General features: G+C 46.9%; 21 protein-coding genes and 2 pseudogenes. 8 read left to right on the top strand and 15 right to left on the bottom strand.

Features of this window, described 5'->3' with window-relative positions; genetic code table 11:
• Positions 1–64: 64 nt before the first annotated feature.
• Entirely contained in the window at positions 65–667 is a 603-nt protein-coding gene (locus C400_RS0103760; protein WP_017426008.1) for an isochorismatase family protein, read from the top strand.
• A 173-nt stretch (positions 668–840) separates the two neighbouring features.
• On the top strand, positions 841–1,080 hold the full coding sequence (locus C400_RS0103755; protein ID WP_269800338.1) for a response regulator transcription factor: 240 nt from the start codon (positions 841–843) through the stop codon (positions 1,078–1,080).
• Positions 1,081–1,360: 280 nt separating this feature from the next.
• On the opposite strand, the gene C400_RS0103745 is transcribed toward C400_RS0103755, so the two are convergent.
• A complete protein-coding gene (locus C400_RS0103745; RefSeq protein ID WP_231124970.1) occupies positions 1,361–2,020 on the bottom strand; it encodes a TetR/AcrR family transcriptional regulator in 660 nt (219 codons plus the stop codon).
• Positions 2,021–2,144: 124 nt separating this feature from the next.
• Here C400_RS0103745 and C400_RS0103740 point away from each other — a divergent pair, with 124 nt between their 5' ends.
• Positions 2,145–2,972, top strand: a complete 828-nt coding sequence (locus tag C400_RS0103740) for an SDR family NAD(P)-dependent oxidoreductase (RefSeq protein WP_017426004.1) — start codon at positions 2,145–2,147, stop codon at positions 2,970–2,972.
• Between the two features lie 302 nt (positions 2,973–3,274).
• Here C400_RS0103740 and C400_RS0103735 read toward each other — a convergent pair whose 3' ends face one another.
• Together C400_RS0103735 and C400_RS0103730 are read right to left on the bottom strand one after the other, a co-directional pair.
• On the bottom strand, positions 3,275–4,063 hold the full coding sequence (locus C400_RS0103735) for an ABC transporter permease (RefSeq protein WP_017426003.1): 789 nt from the start codon (positions 4,061–4,063) through the stop codon (positions 3,275–3,277).
• Positions 4,064–4,077: 14 nt separating this feature from the next.
• Positions 4,078–5,007 (bottom strand): daunorubicin resistance protein DrrA family ABC transporter ATP-binding protein, encoded by a 930-nt coding sequence (locus C400_RS0103730; RefSeq protein WP_017426002.1) that lies wholly within the window; start codon positions 5,005–5,007, stop codon positions 4,078–4,080.
• Positions 5,008–5,151: 144 nt separating this feature from the next.
• Here C400_RS0103730 and C400_RS0103725 point away from each other — a divergent pair, with 144 nt between their 5' ends.
• Positions 5,152–5,613, top strand: a complete 462-nt coding sequence (locus tag C400_RS0103725) for a MarR family winged helix-turn-helix transcriptional regulator (protein WP_017426001.1) — start codon at positions 5,152–5,154, stop codon at positions 5,611–5,613.
• A gap of 198 nt (positions 5,614–5,811) precedes the next feature.
• Here the strand turns inward: C400_RS0103725 and rlmH are convergent, their stop codons facing one another.
• Both rlmH and C400_RS0103715 read right to left on the bottom strand, forming a co-directional pair.
• Positions 5,812–6,291 carry a 23S rRNA (pseudouridine(1915)-N(3))-methyltransferase RlmH gene (gene rlmH / locus C400_RS0103720; protein ID WP_013312768.1) on the bottom strand — a complete coding sequence of 160 codons (480 nt, stop codon included), beginning with the start codon at positions 6,289–6,291 and terminating at the stop codon, positions 5,812–5,814.
• Between the two features lie 178 nt (positions 6,292–6,469).
• Positions 6,470–7,303, bottom strand: a complete 834-nt coding sequence (locus C400_RS0103715; RefSeq protein WP_017426000.1) for a hypothetical protein — start codon at positions 7,301–7,303, stop codon at positions 6,470–6,472.
• A gap of 164 nt (positions 7,304–7,467) precedes the next feature.
• Between C400_RS0103715 and C400_RS0103710 the strand changes: the two genes are divergently transcribed.
• Both C400_RS0103710 and C400_RS0103705 read left to right on the top strand, forming a co-directional pair.
• Positions 7,468–7,812: a helix-turn-helix domain-containing protein gene (locus C400_RS0103710; protein ID WP_017425999.1), complete on the top strand. Its 345-nt coding sequence runs from the start codon at positions 7,468–7,470 to the stop codon at positions 7,810–7,812.
• 54 nt (positions 7,813–7,866) lie between these two features.
• Positions 7,867–8,220, top strand: coding sequence for a helix-turn-helix domain-containing protein (locus tag C400_RS0103705; RefSeq protein WP_017425998.1), 354 nt, complete (start codon positions 7,867–7,869; stop codon positions 8,218–8,220).
• Between the two features lie 80 nt (positions 8,221–8,300).
• Here the strand turns inward: C400_RS0103705 and C400_RS0103700 are convergent, their stop codons facing one another.
• The 4 genes from C400_RS0103700 to C400_RS0103685 all read right to left on the bottom strand — a co-directional run bounded on the left by C400_RS0103700 (position 8,301) and on the right by C400_RS0103685 (position 10,878).
• On the bottom strand, positions 8,301–8,789 hold the full coding sequence (locus C400_RS0103700; RefSeq protein WP_017425997.1) for a DinB family protein: 489 nt from the start codon (positions 8,787–8,789) through the stop codon (positions 8,301–8,303).
• A gap of 28 nt (positions 8,790–8,817) precedes the next feature.
• Positions 8,818–9,759, bottom strand: coding sequence for a helix-turn-helix domain-containing protein (locus C400_RS0103695; protein WP_017425996.1), 942 nt, complete (start codon positions 9,757–9,759; stop codon positions 8,818–8,820).
• Between the two features lie 81 nt (positions 9,760–9,840).
• A complete protein-coding gene (locus tag C400_RS26095; RefSeq protein WP_013373879.1) occupies positions 9,841–10,008 on the bottom strand; it encodes a CxxH/CxxC protein in 168 nt (55 codons plus the stop codon).
• Positions 10,009–10,113: 105 nt separating this feature from the next.
• Positions 10,114–10,878, bottom strand: a complete 765-nt coding sequence (locus C400_RS0103685) for a class I SAM-dependent methyltransferase (protein WP_017425995.1) — start codon at positions 10,876–10,878, stop codon at positions 10,114–10,116.
• Between the two features lie 233 nt (positions 10,879–11,111).
• Here C400_RS0103685 and C400_RS0103680 point away from each other — a divergent pair.
• Positions 11,112–12,832, top strand: a pseudogene (locus C400_RS0103680) (cellulase family glycosylhydrolase).
• An 86-nt stretch (positions 12,833–12,918) separates the two neighbouring features.
• On the opposite strand, the gene C400_RS0103675 reads toward C400_RS0103680, so the two are convergent.
• Complete coding sequence (locus C400_RS0103675; RefSeq protein WP_017425994.1) at positions 12,919–14,154, bottom strand: S1C family serine protease; 1,236 nt, start codon at positions 14,152–14,154, stop codon at positions 12,919–12,921.
• A 503-nt stretch (positions 14,155–14,657) separates the two neighbouring features.
• Here C400_RS0103675 and C400_RS0103670 point away from each other — a divergent pair.
• On the top strand, positions 14,658–14,864 hold the full coding sequence (locus C400_RS0103670) for a hypothetical protein (RefSeq protein ID WP_013373883.1): 207 nt from the start codon (positions 14,658–14,660) through the stop codon (positions 14,862–14,864).
• On the opposite strand, the gene C400_RS0103665 is transcribed toward C400_RS0103670, so the two are convergent.
• The 5 genes and pseudogenes from C400_RS0103665 to yycF form a co-directional block, all read right to left on the bottom strand.
• Positions 14,833–15,639, bottom strand: a complete 807-nt coding sequence (locus C400_RS0103665; RefSeq protein ID WP_016822471.1) for an MBL fold metallo-hydrolase — start codon at positions 15,637–15,639, stop codon at positions 14,833–14,835. The two genes, C400_RS0103670 and C400_RS0103665, sit on opposite strands and share 32 nt — an antisense overlap.
• 6 nt (positions 15,640–15,645) lie before the next feature.
• The gene (gene yycI / locus C400_RS0103660) at positions 15,646–16,410 is read right to left on the bottom strand and encodes a two-component system regulatory protein YycI (RefSeq protein WP_016822470.1); all 765 of its coding nucleotides are present in this window, start codon (positions 16,408–16,410) and stop codon (positions 15,646–15,648) included.
• Between the two features lie 21 nt (positions 16,411–16,431).
• Complete coding sequence (locus C400_RS0103655) at positions 16,432–17,769, bottom strand: YycH family regulatory protein (protein ID WP_017425993.1); 1,338 nt, start codon at positions 17,767–17,769, stop codon at positions 16,432–16,434.
• Positions 17,766–19,594, bottom strand: a pseudogene (gene walK / locus C400_RS0103650) (cell wall metabolism sensor histidine kinase WalK). Before walK ends, C400_RS0103655 begins: the two are co-directional and overlap by 4 nt.
• On the bottom strand, positions 19,591–20,322 hold the full coding sequence (gene yycF, locus C400_RS0103645; protein WP_017425992.1) for a response regulator YycF: 732 nt from the start codon (positions 20,320–20,322) through the stop codon (positions 19,591–19,593). Before yycF ends, walK begins: the two are co-directional and overlap by 4 nt.
• Positions 20,323–20,421 lie beyond the last annotated feature (99 nt).

Raw genomic sequence — 20,421 nt, 5'->3', positions numbered from 1 at the left:
ATCATCGATTATATACTGATGTAGTCATATTTAATTACAAGATAAGGTTAGGAGGAGATTCTATATGAACCAACTAAATGGCAATCATTTGAAGGGTGGGGAACGAGCACCGTTATTGGATTGGAACAAGACTTCTCTGGTCGTCATTGACCTCCAAAAATGGATTGGCAGTCAGTATGCTCCTTATTCTGCCGAGATGGTCATTGCAAATTCAGCTAAGCTGGCCAATCTTTTTCGTAACAAGGGGGCTTTTGTGAATCTTGTACACGTATCCAGTAAAGACTTCAAGGATATACCTTCTCCCAAGCTCGATATCACGGTACCTAGATTGAACCTGATAGAGGGCTGGGATGAATTTGTTCCCGAGCTCGGAGTGACCGAGACAGACCATATCATCTCCAAAAAACAATGGGGGGCTTTCCATGGAACAGACCTTGACCTGCAGCTGCGCCGCCGAAATATTGATACGATCGTTTTATGCGGTATATCCTCAGGTATCGGAGTCGATACAACCGCAAGAGAGGCATTTCAGCACGGCTATCAACTTATTTTTGCAATTGACGCCATGACCGGGTTCACCAAGGCCGAACATGAGCATGTACGGGATGTTATTTTTCCGAGGATTGGCCGGATTCGCACAACGGAAGAGATTCTAGAAGGGATTTAGGTTCGCTTTAAAAGGGAAACCCGATTGTGTCTAGAATCAAAATATGCTTTTAAAAATATGGTTGGCTATGGCTCAAGGCCATCCATCCCAAGGATCTGGCTGCAGGCATACGCGTGGTTCATGCCGGAGGCACCTTAATAACGCAAGAGATGGCGGGCAAAATGATTAAAAGCATGAGCATGAACAATACCTCCACCGTAAAAAGTAATGAGTACGGGCTCAGCGCCCGTGAACTTGAAGTGCTGCATAAGCTGGCTTCCGGCCTGCGCAATCAAGACATTGCTGAGGCGCTTTTTCTTAGTGAAGGGACTGTTAAGAATTACATCTCATCGATTTACTCGAAGCTTCAGGTCAAGGGAAGGCGAGAAGCTGCCCGCATAACCCGGGATTCGGGCATATTGGATCACAAGTAACCATAAACCATGTCATGACCAAAGAACACTATCTCTTTATGACTTTTCCAGCATAAACTCATAGCTACCAAACGTTATAGGAGCTGATGAAGGACATGAGGAAAGTAAGGTCCAAAAACATAGAGAGGCTGCTTCGCTTTCCGATAATCTGGATGCTTATGGGTGCGGTTCTCTGCGCTGTCTGTAACGGCAAGTTTTAAGGCCATCCTTTGCTGGATGGCCCTTTTATCATGTCCCATTCGTGGGGGCTCTTCTTTCTGCAGGCAAAAGGCCGCCTTCCTTATTCCGTTTCATTTGGAGATGTTAACGGATTTTTGAGGGCAGGGAGTAGAACGCCGTCGATTAGCGAAGTGTAGAAAAGCTTGTCGAATGTTTTGCGCTGTACGAGTCCGCGATAAGAAGCCATTGAAGTAATAACCTGGCAGGCCATTTCAATGTCCGCACGGGTGGAGATTTCACCGCGGCCGACGGCCCGCTGCATGAGCTCACGATTCACTACAGCCCACGGTTCGAAAATTTCTCCGTTAATTGATTCCCGATTCTGCGAAAAAAAGGAGCCCAGGCCTGCGAGTACTCGAAGTTTGCGTTCACCTTCTTCGAGCGATTGCGGCTTCAATAGCGCAAGCAGATCATCGCGCAACGTTCCCGTATCGGGCAAGAGGTGAAGCTCAAGATGATTTCGATTCATCCAGGTTAAAGCATCTCGGACTAGCTCTGTCTTGGAGGACCAGCGGCGATACACCGTCGCCTTTCCGGCCTTCGCTCTAGCTGCGACCATGTCCATTGTCATTCCATCGAAACCGGCTTCGGCGAGGATGTCGATTGTCGCTTCCAGGATTTTAGCATCCCGCGTGTGATCTCGTTTCCGGCCTAATGTTTTCTCTGGCTTTTCCGCTACTTCGTCAGCTAATTTAGACCCGATTGACTCTCTACTTTTCATTTTATTCATTACATTTAACCTTCCTTTTCGGTACTAATTAGTTTCGGAACTTGAAGGTATCGTATTGTGGTGCTTTAATTTAAGTATCCCACACAGAACAGGGAATTTAAAGGAGGAGTATACCATGGATAAAAAGGTCTGGTTTATCACGGGGGCCTCTCGCGGTTTAGGCCGCATATGGGCAGAAGCCGCGCTCACGCGTGGCGATAAAGTTGCAGCTACCGCCCGCAAATTGGAGGACGTTGCCGATTTGAAGGAACGTTTCGGAGATCTCGCTCTTCCCATGACACTCGACGTAACGGATGCTGAGCAGGTCCGCCAGGTCGTTCAGCGGGCTCATGCCCATTTCGGCAAGCTGGACGTTGTCCTCAACAATGCCGGTTATACTTTGGTCGGAATGATCGAGGAGGCAAGCGAAGCCGATGTCCGCGCTCTGTTTGATGCGAACTATTTTGGTTATCTTCGAGTCATCCAAGCTGCCTTGCCACTACTGAGGAAGCAGGGCAACGGCCATTTGCTCAGCGTTTCAAGCTCCCTTGGGATCGAGGCAAGACCGCTCATCGGCTTCTATTGCTCCTCCAAATGGGCGGTCGAAGGACTCCACGAAAGCCTGGTGCAAGAGGTCAAGGACTTTGGGATTAAGGTGACACTGCTTGAACCCGGTGCCTATGCGACTGAGTTTGGCGCTTCAGGTAAGCGTGTACCGGAAATGGACGTCTATGCCGATGTACGGAAGCAGGTGTTCACGCATCTATCAACCGAGAAACGCGGCAACCCTCAATCGACTGCAGAAGCCGTTCTCAAGATCGTGGACGCAGCGGAACCCCCACTACGATTTGTGCTCGGCTCGGAAGTCCTGCCTATAGCACGCGGCATCTATGCTGACCGTCTAGCCACCTGGGAAGCCTGGGAGACTGTCTCGAATGCAGCGCAAGGCAACCCTATGCAATAAGCCGTTGCAATTGGACTGGAACGGACATCTACATCACTTAGCAGAATATATATCCGATAACCAACCGGCTTTCTATTTTAGCAAAGAGCCTCTCCGAATTTTTTTTCGAAGAGGTCCCTTGTTGTAACTATAGATTTAGCCCTACTTGTGATACGGTTCACCTTATCACTCTAACGGCGAGAAAAAAGCCGTTGTATTTCGGTTCTCCGAGCTATAGGTAATGAAAGTTTTAGGGCCATCCTTAGCCTCCCTCATCTATGAAGAAAGGACAGGGCGGTCGCCCCTGTCCTTCTTTACTTTAACTAAATTTTTCTATTATATATTTTAACTGTAATTGGAGCGACAATCATAACAAGGAGTATGCCGATAAAGATGGTCATTGATGCGCTTGAAGTGAACTGTCCATGATTGGCTAAATCTTTAAAAGCCGTGACCAAATAAGTAATAGGATTATGTTCAGCTACGCTCTGCAAAAAATGGGGCAACGTATCAATAGGCACGAAGGCGTTGGATAGGAACGACATCATCATGGTAACCATTGTCGAAATACTAGAGATCGTTGATGCGGATTTGGATAGCAGACCAATCAATGCAAATACCCAACTGATTGCGCATGCGCCGAATATGGCCAAAAGCGAAGCGACGATCAACCACCCAAACCCGGCTTCCGGACGCCATCCAAGAATAAAGCCCGTACCGATCGAGAAAAAAGCCGCCGCGACATATCGTAAAATATCTGATGCCACTAAACCAGCCAGTGGAGCAATCCGGACAATGGGTAATGATTTAAACCGATCAAAAACGCCAGTATCCAAATCTTCTCGTAATTGCGTGCCCGTTGCCGATGACGACATGACCAGTGTTTGAATTAGAATTCCCGGCACGATGATTGGCAAGTATCCTTGTACACCTCCAGCAATCGCACCTCCGAACAGATAAGAAAAGACGATCATGAAGAAAATAGGTATTACGGTTACATCTATCAATTTATCGGGATTATGTTTGATTTTCAGGATATTTCTTTTTGCCATTACAACAATATCATACAGAGCGCTCTTTAAGTTGTTTTGTTTGCTTATCACGGATTCCATGTTTATCCCCCTAATTATTTAGTTAGTTCCAAAAACACCTCATCAAGCGTCGGTTTTCTAACCGAAAACTCTTTGATTTCTATATCTTGCTGAGTTAAATCTAATAGTAATCTCGTCATCACTTTCGTGTCTGCCAGCTTAACGGTCAATTTGGTTCCTTCGGGTGAGATCATGGCCTCCTGAGCGATCTCCGCCTTGATTAGTCCTTTGGCTCTTTCGGCGTCCCTCATATACTCCAGAGTAATTTCAAAATGGGTATCGCTTAACAAAGACTTCAATTCATTCGGCGTTCCCTGAGAAATGATTCTTCCATGATTAATTATTGCTAGTCGATCTGCTAGTTGATCCGCTTCCTCCAAATACTGAGTTGTCAGCAAGATCGTTGCCCCGTCGCTTGCCAAGTTGCGGATCACTTCCCACATCTCTCCTCGTGTGCGTGGGTCTAAGCCCGTTGTCGGTTCATCAAGAAAAATGAGTGGGGGCTTCACGATTAAACTCACCGATAAATCCAACCGTCTACGCATCCCGCCCGAAAATTCACGAATCGGTCGATCCTTTGCCTCGGTTAATGAAAACTGGTTGAGAAGTTCAAGAGCCCTCGCTTTGGATTGACTCGCTGATAAACCATTCAATTGCCCAAAGAGCTTCAGGTTTTCCATCGCGGTCAATTCCTCATCAACGGTTGCATATTGGCCCGTCAAGCCAATCAAACTTCGAACCTTTTGAGCGTCTTTGGTGACGTCTTTGCCAAAAATCATTGCTTTGCCTTTTGACACTTTAGTAATCGTTGCAAGCATTCGTAAGAAAGTTGTCTTTCCTGCACCATTCGGACCCAGAATACCGAAGATCTCTCCTTTCTTAATATCCAAAGAAATACCATCGACTGCTCGCTTGTTAGGAAACTCTTTAACGATCTCTTTAGTTGAAACGGCTAGCTCTGTCATTCTGTTTTCTCCTTTGCGCATTTAGTAAGGGTACCTTTCCAATAATATAAGGTACCCTTACTAAATTGTCAACAATATAATTTGAATTACTTCGGTGACCTGATAAAATAGAGGGGGACGGAGAACAAATAAGGGGAAATTATTGTGGATGAAAAACAATTAAACGTCGATATAACCACTAACTTCATGAAATATAATGATTTACTTACGACGTTCTTAAAAGAAAGCAAACTTAAAGGCAGCAGCGTGTTTACCTCTCCAAATCGAGGGCAAGGGAAAATATTGAGTATCCTTCATCAGACGCCAAGTATTTCCCAAAAGGAATTAGTCAATCAATTGGATATGCGCCCGCAATCTGCTTCTGAAATGATTAAAAAGCTAGAAAAAAAGGGATTCATCGAGCGGTATAAATCTGAAGAGGATCAACGCGCGATGATGATTACGCTAACTAAAGCCGGCAAAGTAGTTTTAAATCAACCCGGAGATTTTCAGCCTGTATTTTTAAATGTTCTAACGATGGATGAAAAACAACAATTTAATCGAATACTCGAAAAACTTGTATCCGAAATTGAACCCGAAGTCGCGAAATTTCGAAACAAGCAATAGGGGCGTCATTTATAGATGCCGAAGGGGGGGGGACCAGCAGCACGCCTGAATTTCCGGAGAAGGTAGGTTGCGAAAATCAAAGGGAGCCGTCCCTAAGTCGATGATTTGGGGACGGCTCCCTTTACTGTTTACCTCACTTTTCGCTTGCTATTAATTTTTTTGGGACAATCCAACGTATTGCAGCGAGCAAATTTCGCCCTACTTATGATATGGCTCCCCCCGATTAATCTTCACCGCCCGATAAATCTGCTCCACCAGAACCAGTCGCATCAGTTGATGTGGCAAAGTCATCCTTCCGAAGCTCAGCTTCTGCTGGGCGCGGCGAAGGACTTCGTCAGAGAGACCATGACTACCCCCAATAACAAAGACAACATGGCTTGTACCGTAGGTGCCGAGCTTGTCCAGTTCCTCTGCAAGTTCTTCCGAGCTCCAGAGTTTGCCGTCGATGGCAAGCACAATGACGTGTGCTTCACTTTTCACATGAGCAAGGATGCGCTCACCCTCTCGCTCCTTGACCTGTCGGACTTCCGCCTCGCTCAGTGTATCAGGAGCCTTTTCATCGGCTACCTCAATCATTTGGAACTTGATGTATGGCCCCAGCCGTTTAGCGTATTCCTGAATGCCCATGACCAAATACTTCTCTTTTAACTTCCCCACACCTATAAGCTGAATAAACAAATTCCATACCCCTATCTATGTCGATTAATAATGTAAAATCGTATTTACGATCCTTAACTTAAAAACATACCTGTAACATAGTTATTTTAGCATCTGAAACGCCTCTTACCTATCTTTTCCTCTCCGTTACGAGCCTATCCTCATTTCAGATCATAGCGGATCATTCATTTAGGCCTCATCACAATGGAATGCTTTCAGTTCCGTATTCATCAAGACACCGTATTAGCATCTGTTGATATTCGCTGATTTGCTCCGCTGTCGCTGATCCCCGTAGTGATTCGAACAATGCTGTACATTTCTTGAAATTACGATCATTACCTGACTGATCAGCCAGTTGCATCGCCCGTACAGTAAGCCCCACTGCATCCTGTAATCTGCTACATTTGCGATGGTACAAGGCCAAGTGATAGCAGTAGTTATAATAGTAAGATATGTTCTCTGTGTCTTCATAACTTTCAAACTCATCAATCTGCTCTGCAAACGTATGTAAAATATCTGTCACGTCCAAATGATACATAAGCGCTGCCTGTAATATGGTATTTAGCCCCGGTAAAATTTCCTCTAGATTATCCTGCAAAAAGGCTACATATTCCTCGATCAGCTCTATATTTCCAGACAAAATATCTACTGCATATAAATTAGTCTTGGCTAAAAACCTTAATTCCTCGACAACCTGATTGTCTTCTTCCTCTAAATCCTCCATCCACCCTAGCTCAGCATACTTATAGATGCACTCCCTTGCCTGCTCATATGCACCCTGGTGCTGGTGAGCCATTCCGCACATCAAGTGACTGAGCCCAAAATAATATACCAACGGACGTTCTAAATTCACATGCGGGATGGGTAATTTCATTGCTTTATAATACTGCCTTTCTTCGTAGATACGCTGGACACATTGATACAAAATATCCGCCGTCTCCATCACCTTTTTCCAATTTTCAAAAGCCACAGCCAACTCTAACAATTCAACAATGATGTCCGGTTTGAGTGATTTCAGGATAGAAGTTTGCAAAGATATTCCTCCTTATATTTCCATTTAGAACCAATTGTATAGAAAGTGAAAAAGAAGGTCAATATAAAAAGTACTTAAAAGTACAGTTATATGTGTATTTATTTTGCATAAGATGGTCTGTAACGATATTCTCTCCTCTTCTAACCTTAAGTGGGGGTGATTACATGAGTTTACCAGAAAGTGTCGGAAACCGAATACGAGAACTAAGAAAAGCTAGAGGCTGGACACAGGAACAACTGGCAGAAGCAGCAGGGCTTCATTACAGTTATATTGGTGGAGTAGAACGTGGAGATCGAAATATTTCATTGGAGACGTTGGAAAAAATTATTTTAGCGCTAAAAGTTCCAGCCTTTGAACTTTTTCAATTCGATGAACCTACGGATCGAAAACAAATCATAAATGAACTTATGTTACTCATAAATTCAAGAGAAACAACAGAACTCGAAATTCTTACTACTATTACTAAAAACATTGTTGGTTTAGTTGAGTTACAGCATAAAAAGATTTGAACTATTCCCTTCTACCTGACTTTTACACTTCATCTTCCATAAGCTTGTTATGAGGTGGTTAATATAACAAAATTACGAAATTCGGTTGGGGAAAGAATTAGAGCAATTCGGAAGGCTAAGGGATTAACACAGCAACAACTTGCGGAGCTTTCAGGATTAGATGATGCATATATCGGATCACTAGAGCGTGGCGAAAGGAACTTTTCGATTGATACCCTGGAGAAAGTGCTAACCGCCTTAAACGTGTCTATCAGTGAATTGATGTTTTCCGAAGAACATATGACTACAGACGAAATGATTCGGCAAGAGGCGATAGATGAGTTTGTTGCGCTCACCAGCAGATTAAATAAAGAACAAATCGGGATTCTTAGACGTGTTAGTAAAGAAATTTCACGCGCGTTCGACTAAGCCATTCCACCCTGAAAAGTCTTAAATAAAACCAAAAAGAGCACCCCACAGGTGCCCTCAAACCTTTTTATATAAAAAACTTAAGCATACAACATAAAAAAGCTCACTTCATGTCCCAGTTGCTTCAGATAATTGTAGATCTGCGAACGGTGATGGAACACATGGGTCACAGTCTCAATCTGCCATTGAACCTGCAAATGCCCATGCTCCATATAAAAGGCCTTCGTCGAACGATTCAGATAATTGTCTTCGCTAAGCGAAAGAATGTAAGCCTTATATGCCTCAAAATTCTGCCTGAAAGTCGCAGCTAAGCGCTCGGGATCTTCCACCCCGGACAGGCTGGTTTCAATCTCTCCTACTTCACCCTCGGACTTCTCCTGCATAATCGCAAGATCCGAAGCTGGAATAAGCACAAAGTGATGCACTAACTCCAACAGCGAGCGGAAATTATCCTGTGGGCGAAAGCTCCAATCGTCTGGACGTATTTTACGAATTAAGGCTTCCCCCGTCCGTACTCCAGTCTCCAACTCATTCAGCAGATGATCACGAACTTGTAGCGTTCCACTCATATCCTCATCTCTCCTTTGCCATTCTCCTTCATATTTTGAGTATAGCCGAAGCCCCTGAACGTGTATTGTAAAAATCGGACAACTTCCGAAAGTCCTTAGCTGCAGTAAGTGGGGAAGCTCCATAAAATCTGCGAAAATCACGGATTAGATGCGCTTGGTCAAAAAAGTTATGCTTCAATGCCAACTCCATCGAATCGACAGAATCACCATTCTGAATATTGTGCAGAACGCTCTGGAAGCGGACGACTTCACTGAACTTTTTGGGGCTGATCCCGATCCATTGCCCAAATTTGCGGTTGAGCTGTCTTTCACTGATTGCCTCACGCTCGGCAAGCTCCTTAACCCCCACACTTCCGCCGCTCACAAAGATGCGATGCAGCAGGTTTTTCATCAGGTCACAATCGCTTGTCCTACGACGCAGTAGAAGCTGGTTCAAATACTGATCCATTAGGCGCACCCGTTCATTAAAGTCTCGTGCCTCCAAAATGCGCTCACCTATGATCTCGACATTCTCGGGCCATATGTCTTCCAAGCGATAATTACCGCCTGTAAACAAATGAGTCGGCATGCCGTGAAAATAGTGTGCTCCACCGGGGAAAAATCGCACTGCAAAAATACGTGTTTCGGACCCTGCTTGTCTGGTAGACACGAACGGATTCGTAAATGTCCCACAGTATGAGAGTTCCTGACGCTTACTCAGCGGGTCGTATTCTAATAGAATATCCGTACAACCATCAGGTAATACCCGGTCCACTGCCTCTTCTTCCTCCAGCCAGCCTAATGAAGCTTCGCCTCTATCCGATACTGCCATATTCCGTTCAGAAACTTCTCTGGTAGCCGGACCCGACTCCCAATAGCAGGCTACGTAAGCTCTCAGCGCAGCAGACGGCTTTTGCTCAATATAATATGTATAGGGATCACTTCCATTGACCTGAAGCGGACGAAACAGTGAATGCAGCAAAGGGTCCATCCAACGTTCACTCCTGTCTCAGTACGTGGTGGGGATATATACAAAAAGGACGTTTCTGCCCGAAACGCCCGTGCTTGTTGTTTAGACGACCAAAAACTCTGCTTTTTTCTCACATTCCTTGCACTTCACTGGAGGGTCCCAATCCGAAAATTTCGTTTCTTTGAGATCGACGACATCCGGTGCATCCTCGTATTCATCGACGAACATATCAATTGCCAGTTCCACATGCTCTTTACATACCACGTACATTCCAGTTGCATCCCTTTCCGTTTGAAGCTCTTCCTGTTGTAGGTGTGTCAAAACCGCCTTCTTTTGTTCTACCACACTTGACGCGGAAAGGAAAGGGCTTGCCCACTATCCCTGACGTTTGGTCTTAAAAATGAGAAAATTACTGACGTTCAGGTCTTCACGGAAATGGGGATATTTCTCAAGCATATCAGCAGACGGCTTCGGTTCGATCATCCCTTCCAACAACAAACCCGACTCCACAATGGCCTGTACATAGCTGCCTAGCGTACGGTGAAAATACAAAAGCTTTTCCTCCTGATCATAAGGAATCGCTTGCTCCAATGGGCCTTCATTGAAATATTGATCCACTTTCCAATACAGCTTTTTCCCTGTCTCATCCTTCACCCATCCACTCTGCGGCGTCAGAAAGCACGGATGCAGAATAGAAAAAATAAAGCGGCCTCTTGGAACTAATAATCGCCGCATTTCGGCAATCGCCTGCTCATAATGAGCCAAGTCCTGTATGACCATATTGGATACGATCAGATCAAAGCTCTGGTCCCCGAACATCTCCAGCTTCTCCAGATTGCCATGGTGATATGTAATTCCCAACGCTGATGGTGTTCGCTCTTTGGCTAGCCTCAGCATCTCTGTCGAGTAATCGACAGCCTCCACCAAAGCACCCGCCCTGGCCATTTTTCGGCTCAGATAACCTTCGCCACAGCCGGCATCCAGCACCTTTTTGCCTGCGATCAGTCCCATACACTCTTGCAAAGCAGGATTTAGCAGCACTTCACGAGACCGATCCCCTTCTTCAGTGTACTTAGCAGTAAAATTTTCTGCATGCATATTCCAGCGTCGAATGGCCTCTTCGGTGTTCCATGTCCCCATATTTAGCTCCATCTCCCTTCCGTACTCAGTAGCCCTTTGCGAATCCATCTTTCGCGTAGGGTCATAGATTCTACACTCATTTCTGTATTTTTTCAATAATAACGCTTACAATTGTAAAATAACTAATTCACACATGATTTTTACTGGAATTATGCAGGTATTCCATATTGCATTAGTATGATAGTGTTTTATTAGAAAGCGCTCTCAAAAATATCTTTGTAAAGGGGCCTGTTATGTTAAAACGAAGACCCATTTCATTGCTGTCGTTGACGCTTGCCATTACCCTATTATTATCCACGTTCGCATCCGTTGCCGCTGCTGCTGAAACGGACGAACAAGCACAACCAGCTGCTGCAACAAGCAATATGCTGTCATACGTGGAAGCCATGCAGCCTGGATGGAATTTAGGAAATTCGCTGGATGCTGTCGGGGCGGATGAGACCGCCTGGGGCAATCCGCGCATTACCCAAGCTTTGATCCAGCAAATTGCTGCCCAAGGGTACAAAAGTATTCGGATTCCCGTCACCTGGGATAAGCATATTGGAGCCGCACCCCATTATACCGTTGAGTCTGCTACATGAACCGTGTGGAAGAGGTTGTTCGCTGGGCACTGGATGCCAATTTGTATGTTATGATCAATGTCCATCATGATTCATGGACGTGGGTAAGCAGTATGGAGCCCAAGCATGATGAAGTGTTAGCACGCTATAACGCATTATGGACACAAATTGCCGACCGCTTTAAAAATCAGCCCAACAAGTTGATGTTTGAAAGTATTAACGAGCCCCGCTTTTCTGAAGGGGGAACAACGGATGAAGCGAAAATGAATCAGATGCTTCATGAGCTAAATGTATCCTTCCACAAAATCGTTCGCGCCTCCGGTGGTAAGAATGCCACTCGTCCCCTTGTCCTATCCGGTCTGGATGCTGCACCTGCCCAAGCCAAGATCAGCCAACTTGCCAACACGATTACTGGGCTGAACGATCCTAATCTGATTGCGACTGTTCACTATTATGGCTTTTGGCCTTTCAGTGTGAACATTGCCGGGAATACAACTTTTGATAAAGCTGCCCAAGACGATATTATTCAAACCTTTGATAATGTCTATAACACCTTTGTAGCCAAGGGGATTCCGGTTATTGTCGGTGAATATGGCCTGCTCGGTTTTGATAAACATACAGGTGTTATTGAACAGGGCGAAAAGCTGAAGTTTTTTGAATTTTTGACTTATTACATGAAAGTGAAGAAAGTAACAGGCATGCTCTGGGATAACGGCCAGCATTTGAATCGGAGCACTTACAAGTGGTCTGATCCTGAACTCTTTAATGTCATTAAGGCCAGCCTGAAAGGACGTTCCTCCAATGCAGCTAGTGATCTCATTCACTTGAAGAAAGGCTCTTCTGTTCAGGATACCAAGGTCACTTTAAACCTGAACGGTAACCAGTTGAAATCACTCCATGCCGGCAGTAAAAAACTGAAACAGGATACCGACTACACGCTGAACGGAGACACATTAACCTTCAAAGCCAGCTTGCTCACCAGCCTAATTACTTCCGGTAAATATGGTGAGAATGCCGTTATTAACACCAAGTTTAATAAGGGGGCAGATTGGAATTTTAAAATCGTCGTGTATGATACACCGAAATTAAGTGCTGTCGAAGGGACTACACAAGCCTTTACCATTCCAACAGACTTCCGTGGTAGCCAGCTTGCGACGATGGAAGCCGTGTATACGAATGGAGGCAATGCCGGTCCACAGGATTGGACACCTTATAAAGAGTTTGGCAATACTTTTGCCCCTGCCTATGATACGAATGGCATCAAGCTGCTGCCTGAATTTTTTAACAGTGTGAAGGATGGTGAAGTCACGTTGAAGTTCCACTTCTGGAGCAGCGATGTAGTGACATACAAAATCACCAAGAGCGGAACCCGCGTGACGGGTACGACATCTTAATCCAAGGTACTGCAGAAATCAAAAAAAGGCGTTCCCGGAAATAAGCCGGAGAGCGCCTTCTTTATAGTTAAGTCTATCATTCAACCTTAGCCTTCCGGCTTATCTGTTAATTTTAACGTCACCGATTCTTCCTTGCCCCCCCGGTAAAAAGTAACTTTCAGCTCATCGCCAATCTTCTTGTTATCGTACAAGTAGCGACGCAAATCAAGCGTAGAGTTAATCGGTTCGCTATCAAACGCTGTAATGACATCGTTCAGCTTCAAGCCGCCCTCCTTGGCAGGACCATGGGCCTCCAGAACAACGGCTCCATCCTTGACGCTGTCAGGCAGCTTGAGTTCCTTGCGCTGAGTTTCATCCAGCGGTGCATATTCATTATTGAGGTCCACCGTGTACACCCCCAGATAAGGGCGGGTAATCTTGCCGTCCTCAACCAGTTCATTCACCGTCTTCATTACCTCATTAGCAGGAATGGCGAAGCCCAGTCCTTCAACACCTGTATCGGCGATTTTCATCGTATTGATGCCAATCACCCGTCCGTCCAGATCGACCAGCGCTCCGCCGCTGTTTCCTTCATTAATTGCTGCATCGGTCTGAATCACATGCTGTTCCCAGTCATATACACCATCCTGATTAATGGAGATCGGAATGATGCGATTCGTATAGCTCACAATGCCGGAGGTCAGGGTGTCTCCCAATCCGAGCGGGTTGCCAATCGCAATGACCGTCTCGCCCAGACGAAGTTTGCTGGAGTCCCCGATATCCGCTACTGTGCTAATACCTTTATCATCAACGGCCAGTACAGCGATATCACTAATGCGATCCTTTCCGACCAGCTTCGCCTCTTTTCTGACACCGTCTACGGTTACAATATCCAGATCATCCGATCCTTCAATGACATGGTTGTTTGTCATAATAAAGGCTTTGCCTGAGCTCACACGGAAAATGACGCCCGATCCAAGCGCGGATTGTTCCGTACTTTTACCGTCTTCCCCCTTCAGGTTTACGATGCTGACGACGGCTGGGCGTACCTTGGCTGCCGCCTGCACAATCCGATCATACGGATCGCCCGCTGCTTGCCGCAAGGGATAATGACTTGCTCCGGTTACCGCTGTAGTGGAGGGCAGACCTGTAACAAAGCTGAACAGCAGCACGGAAACCACTGCACTCACCGCACCGCTAATGACAGCAGCCTGCACCGGACTTACCCGACGATTCCTGTGCGGCCAACGTCCTCGTCCTCCGCGACGCGCCTTAAATGCCGTTTTTTTAGCCGCACGTGTGGACACCTTCGTTGAATAAAAATCATCATCAAACAAGCCCATGCTAATCCTCTCCCCTTCGTTGTCATGCACCGACACTCACTAAAAAATTAGGGCTATTCGGGCTTGCGCCAACCTATGCTACAGAGAACCTGCTCCGTTGAACATCTCAAATGGATTGAATATCCCCTACCATCGGAATTCAGCAACTAATCGTTCCGGTCTACTTATTAATCACCACAAATAGAACCTTCCTAAGCAACCAAATCTCATAAATTAGCATACACGCCGAATCTGACCCCGAATAGAGGAAAAAAGAGGAATGATTTCCAAACCAATGGACTACAATAGTAACAAGTCTTCTATTCTATTACAAAATGATCGTCTCATAGAGACGTTCTGGCTTGTTCCCGTCCGCTTAAAGCAGCCTATACTTTCGATGAGAGCCTTCCTTCAGAAAGCTTTCTGTTGTTAGCTTTATTGTATCACAGCACTTGGCAAAACCACAGGCAGAACCAAGCTTATTGCACGCCATTTTAAAAATATTTTTACAGGAGGAATATAGGATGAATTCCCATCGTTCCGCTATGGATGAAGTTCGCATGGCAGCCAAGCTTGCGGATTTGAAAGACGAGCACTACCGTAATACACTGGCGCTAAGTACATTGATTGAGCTACTGGTGGACAAAGGCATAGTGACCCGTGAAGAGGTCGAGCGCAAAGCCGCCGAGCTGGACAGCTTTATGGCTCACTTACCTTATCCCAAGGTGTAGGACGATCATAATACGTATCACACAATCGAAACTCACTATCCTTGTAAAAACAGCCGCGGTCCTCCATTGCCCCGCGTACGGTCAGCTTCGCAAGCTCCATCATATTGTGGTCGCGGCTCAAATGTGCCAGATACGTCCGCTTTGTCCGTCCGGTCAACAGCTCGCTAAGAATCGCACCTGCCATCTCATTGGATAAGTGGCCGATATCACTGAGTATACGGCGCTTGATGTTCCAAGGATAGCGGCCCATACGCAGCATTTCTACATCATGATTAGCCTCCAGCACCAATACATCTGCATCTGATATCGCTTGTTTTACCTTATCGCTGACATAGCCGAGATCGGTCGCTACGCTAAGCTTCTCTGCCCCATCATAAAAGCTATATCCTACGGGCTCAGCCGCATCATGGGAGATGCCAAAAGACTCTACACGCAATGACTCAAATTCCCGTGTCGCGCCTGTCTCCAATATTCTGCGGTTATCATCCGCAATTTGCCCAACAGCGTTGCTGATGGCAAACCATGTCTTCTCGTTAGCATATATAGGTAAATTATATTTACGCGCCATGGCGCCTAGTCCTTTAACATGATCGGAATGCTCATGCGTGACCAAAATACCATCCAACTCTTCTCCGCTCAGATCGCGTTCTTTCAGCAATTCGTCAATACGCTTTGCGCTGAGACCTGCATCGATGAGCAATGTCGTGTCTTCGTTCCGTACAACAGTAGCGTTGCCGGTCGAACCGCTCGACAGCACGGTAAAAGAAATCCCCATATCTGTTCAAGACCCTTCTGTATGTTCTGTCTTTGGACTAATGACATCTCCGTTCATCTGTACATAATACACGCCTTTTCCGTTGTCCAGCATAAACCGCCACACCGGAGCAGCCACCTGGCTATCGGAGTTAAAGGTCTGTCCGTAATATCCGAGCCGGATATCCTTCACTACGGAGTCACGCGGCAAATAGCCATCGATCAGCCTCGCCAAGGCTTTGGACGCAGGCAGCATTTTCTTTGCCTCATCCGAGGGCTGGAGCTCTACCTGAATTTTGCGATACCCTGTAATCTTCTGATTGCTGTAAAACAGAGCTAGCTTCACATTAAAGAGCGGCCACTTGCCCTGTACCAACGGATGCAGTACAAAAGCATCTGCCTGTCCGGATACGAACTCCTCCTGGACATCCAGCGGATCATACTGATAGCTATCGATATCCTTGATTTGCGGCTCCAAAGCCTCCACTAGCGCATCATGAGTGAATACCAGCTTGCTGTCCACTGGTCTCAGCAGCTGCACAAGTTCATCTTTCTCTCCACTATGGACATAGGTGTAAGACAGCTTGGGCAGCTGCGGGGTATCTCCGGGAATCGGAGCCAGCACCTGAATGCTTTTCTCTTCCATTAAACGCTGCGTGTTTTCATCCAGTGAAGTAAAATCCAGATTCGGCCCGGCCGTTTCCTGCGCATCATGCCACAGTTGATAACCCAATACCACATTGAGCAGCAAAAATGTACAGATCAGTACGTTTTTAGCGCGGCTCCAATCCATTCCCGTTCCCCCTTCCTATTATCACTTTGTCTCTTGGTCTGACTTTTTTAATGTTGTATTGGATGCTGTCGTTACAGGAACAGCATGAATCTCTGCAACAGAACCGTCGTTGAACGTAACACGCCACTCTGGGATGAGCTTCAATCCGTCATTGATCAGCTCTGGCTGATATACAGGAGTTAGATCTCTAATCGACTTGCCGTCGCCTACCGTTTGCAGTTGCTTCTCCAAGGTCTCACCACCTGGCAGCATCACTTTCTTTGAGGATTGCTCCCCGCCCTTGAGATACAGCAACGAACGATCATAGACAGATGCCGTTTCCTGCTGGATTTGCAAGGAGATCGTACCAAAGCGGAACGATGGCGTGTCCAGCACCGGATAAGCGCCATAATACTGCTGGAACATCACGCTCGTGCGATTTTCATTGCTGCTTCTCAATTTCAGCTGATACGCAGCATCCCAGCCGCCATGCTGATTCACAAAATCAACTGCGGCCAACACGTCCCTAATTGGGCTGCTTCCATCCGCTCCCGGTGCACTAGGATCGGTATAGCTCATCCAACGTTGATCCTGCTTGATCTGTAAGCTACGCTTGCTATCTGTATAAATCTGTGAACCATCTTTTTCCTGAATATTGCGCGTAATGCCCGGATCGAAAAATAAATTCCGCTGCATCTGTTCTGTCGTAAACAACCCGGCATATACCACAGGCTGTACAGTCTCCAGGTCATCCACGGGAATGTAATACTGATTATTCACCAGCTTGTACAACGGGGCATTTTTTCCAAAATTCACATGCTGCCGAATGTCTTCTACCGTCATATCGAACTGGTTCGCCTCATACACCACATCACCTCTGGCACTGAAAAAGAGTGCGTGCGGCTTGGCATTCTTTTCGTCGATGTAGATCCAGATGCGGTTAATCGTCTCCCCCTGAAATACTGAATCCGGCGTCAGACGCATGACCCGCTCCAGTAATGAAACCGGAACCCCGCCGGAAAATGATAATTCGATCCCCTCATTCTCACTGCGAATCCGTGCCCAGTCCGCTGACTGGATACTCCGACGTTGGAAATTGTTAAAGCTTCGGCTTTCCAGCCGTGTATAAATCAAATCGTAAAAAGTAACCCCCGGATAAAAAACGGTATGTTTCTTCTCACCTTGATGAATTAGCATCCTATCAGGGAATACAAGATTTTCAATCTTTCTCTCCTGCCCCATGCTTTCAGTTTTGACATAGTTCGTTTCTGAAGTGAGTACAGAATCACTGCCTGGAAGACGGTAGATCAAAAAATAAGTCTGAACCAGACTGGAAGCCACCAGCAAAACAAGCGTCCAGGACTTCAAACGTTCCTTCACTGTGCTTCCCTCCCTTCACCCGACATAGGCAGCGTAAAGGTTGTACAAGTTCCCTGACCATATTCAGACTCCAGGAAAATCTGACCTCCATGGGCCTTTACAATTTCCCGGGCAATCGACAGTCCCAGTCCTGTGCCACCCATATTGCGCGATCTCGCTTTGTCCACACGATAAAACCGTTCAAAAATTCGGTCCAAATCTTTTTTGGGAATACCAATTCCGGTATCCTGCACCGAAATAGCCAGCATTCCCTCATGGTTGCGGCGAGCCTCGATCCGGATACTTCCACCTTCCGGCGTATATTTCAATGCATTGGACATCAAATTGTCCAGCACTTGATCAATCTGATCGCGGTCGATCACGACCTTGCCAATCCCCTGCTCTACGAACATGCCTGAGCGAATGTGTTTTTGCTTCATTTGAAAAGAAAACCGATCCGCGACCTCATCCAGCATCTCCATCACATCGGCAGGCTGCATCCGCAGAGGCGCCTCATTGGAATCGAGCCGCGACAGATGCAGCAAATCCGTAACCAGCCGGATCATACGCTCCGTCTCGTTACGGATGACACCTACAAAACGCTCTGCGAGCTGCGGCTCAGCCATCGCGCCGTCATCCAGCGCTTCAGCGTAGCTACGGATCGTCGTCAGCGGTGTGCGCAGCTCATGAGATACATTAGCGACGAATTCCCGCCGCGTCGTCTCCATCTCCTCCTGCTCCGTCACGTCCTGAAGCACAGCAATCGTGCCCGTAATGCCAAATTCCCGCCGATGAATGGGTGTAAAGGTCACGCGGATGACGATGGGTTCATCCTGACCGGCCGGCTCCAGCTGCAAGAGCGTAGAAGCGGACGATCCGCTGTACAGGGCCTCGGTTTCCTCTGGGTCGATCCCCAGAAGTACCGCGATATGTCTGCCGGTCATCTCATTCTCGTTCACACCCAGCATGGCGCTGGCCCGGCGGTTGACCAGAATGACCCGGCCATGATCGTCGGTAGCGACCACACCGTCGCTCATATTGGTCAAGATGGAGGAGAGCTTTTCCTTCTCCTCCTCATTCTGCGACAGGGCCTCACGCAGACGTCCTGTCATATAGTTAAAGGCCACACTCAGCCTACCGATTTCATCTTCGCCAAACACTGGCATCTGCTGGTCAAACTTGCCCTCAGCGACCTCCGTTGCATGACGTGTCATCACTTTGATTGGATGCGTAATCGTGTGGGCCAACACCACGCCCAGCACAGCCGTCAACGCGAGCGCAATCAGCATACCTGAGAGAAACACATTGTTAATGCGTTTCATCGTATCGTACAGCTCAGCCATCGAAGCAGCGATGTACACAGCACCGACGATTTTGCTTGGCTGATGACAGGCTTGGCGACGACCTTCTTGCGGACGTTATCTTCGTCCACCATATATTCCTCGTTATCACGGATTCCTTGGAGTGCGCGGCTAACCACTGTCTGCGTATTTTTACGTCCGACATAGTCAGCATGAGAGCCTTGAGAAGTAATCAGTACTTTGCCACTGGCATCCAGCACCTGAATTTCCGCGCCGCTGAAATCAAACAAGTTATTCACGCGTGCACGCAGACTTTCGACGCTATCTTCCTCCATTTTGCCATCACTGCCACTCAGATCCTGCTCCGCCAGCACGGACAGCATCTCCGCCCGTGCTTGCAAATCCTGCGTAAAATTACTCGTCAACGAGTTCTTCATCGAGCTGACAAAATAGACTCCAATCAACTGCATGGCCACCAAGATTAGCAGCACATAGATAATAATCAGCTTGGCATGAATGGTGCGAAAGAAGGACAGCCATCTCATGCCCGCAGGCCACCTTTGCCCCCGCTAACGATATATCCGAGGCCACGCCGTGTCAGGATCGTCTCCGGCTTGCTCGGGTTCTCCTCAATCTTCTCGCGCAGTCGCCGGATCGTCACGTCTACCGTCCGCACATCCCCGTAGTACTCAAATCCCCATACCGCTTGAAGCAAATGCTCGCGAGTCATGACCTTGCCTGCATTTTTCGCCATATAATACAGAAGTTCATACTCGCGGTGCGTCAGGTCAAGTGGAGTTCCATTTTTATAGGCTGTATACATATCTGCATCAAAAAAGAGATCGCCTACACGCAACCCCTGCTTTTCCTCCTGTGAGCGGTTTTCCGGCGTGCCCGCCATACCACGTTGCTGTCTGCGCATCTGTGCCTTTACCCGTGCCAGCAATTCGCGTGTGCTGAACGGCTTCGTCACATAATCGTCCGCCCCCAGCTCCAGCCCTAGCACTTTGTCGATTTCCCCGTCCTTGGCAGTCAGCATAATAATTGGTGTTTGAAGCTGATGTCCGCGCACCTCGCGGCATACGTCCATACCGTCCATGCCCGGCAGCATCAGGTCCAGCAAAATCAGGTCTGGCTGTTGCTTAACCGCGATATCCACCGCACTGATTCCATCAAAGGCGCAAATGACCTCGTAGCCCTCTTTTTCCAAATTAAATTTCAAAATATCAGCGATAGGTTGTTCATCATCCACTACTAGAATCGTCCCTTGCATACAGCGTTCACCTCTTCTCACGGATCATCATCTATTATTAACTTTCGTTTGTCAGTACCCATAAGATGCTTATTCTATTCTATCATACCCGTACGCTAT

It is taken from the genome of Paenibacillus sp. ICGEB2008 (assembly GCF_000307675.1).
Classification (GTDB): Bacteria; Bacillota; Bacilli; order Paenibacillales; family Paenibacillaceae; genus Paenibacillus; species Paenibacillus polymyxa.
Note: the sequence above shows the minus strand (reverse complement) of the source record. Positions and strands in the feature narration are given on the sequence as shown.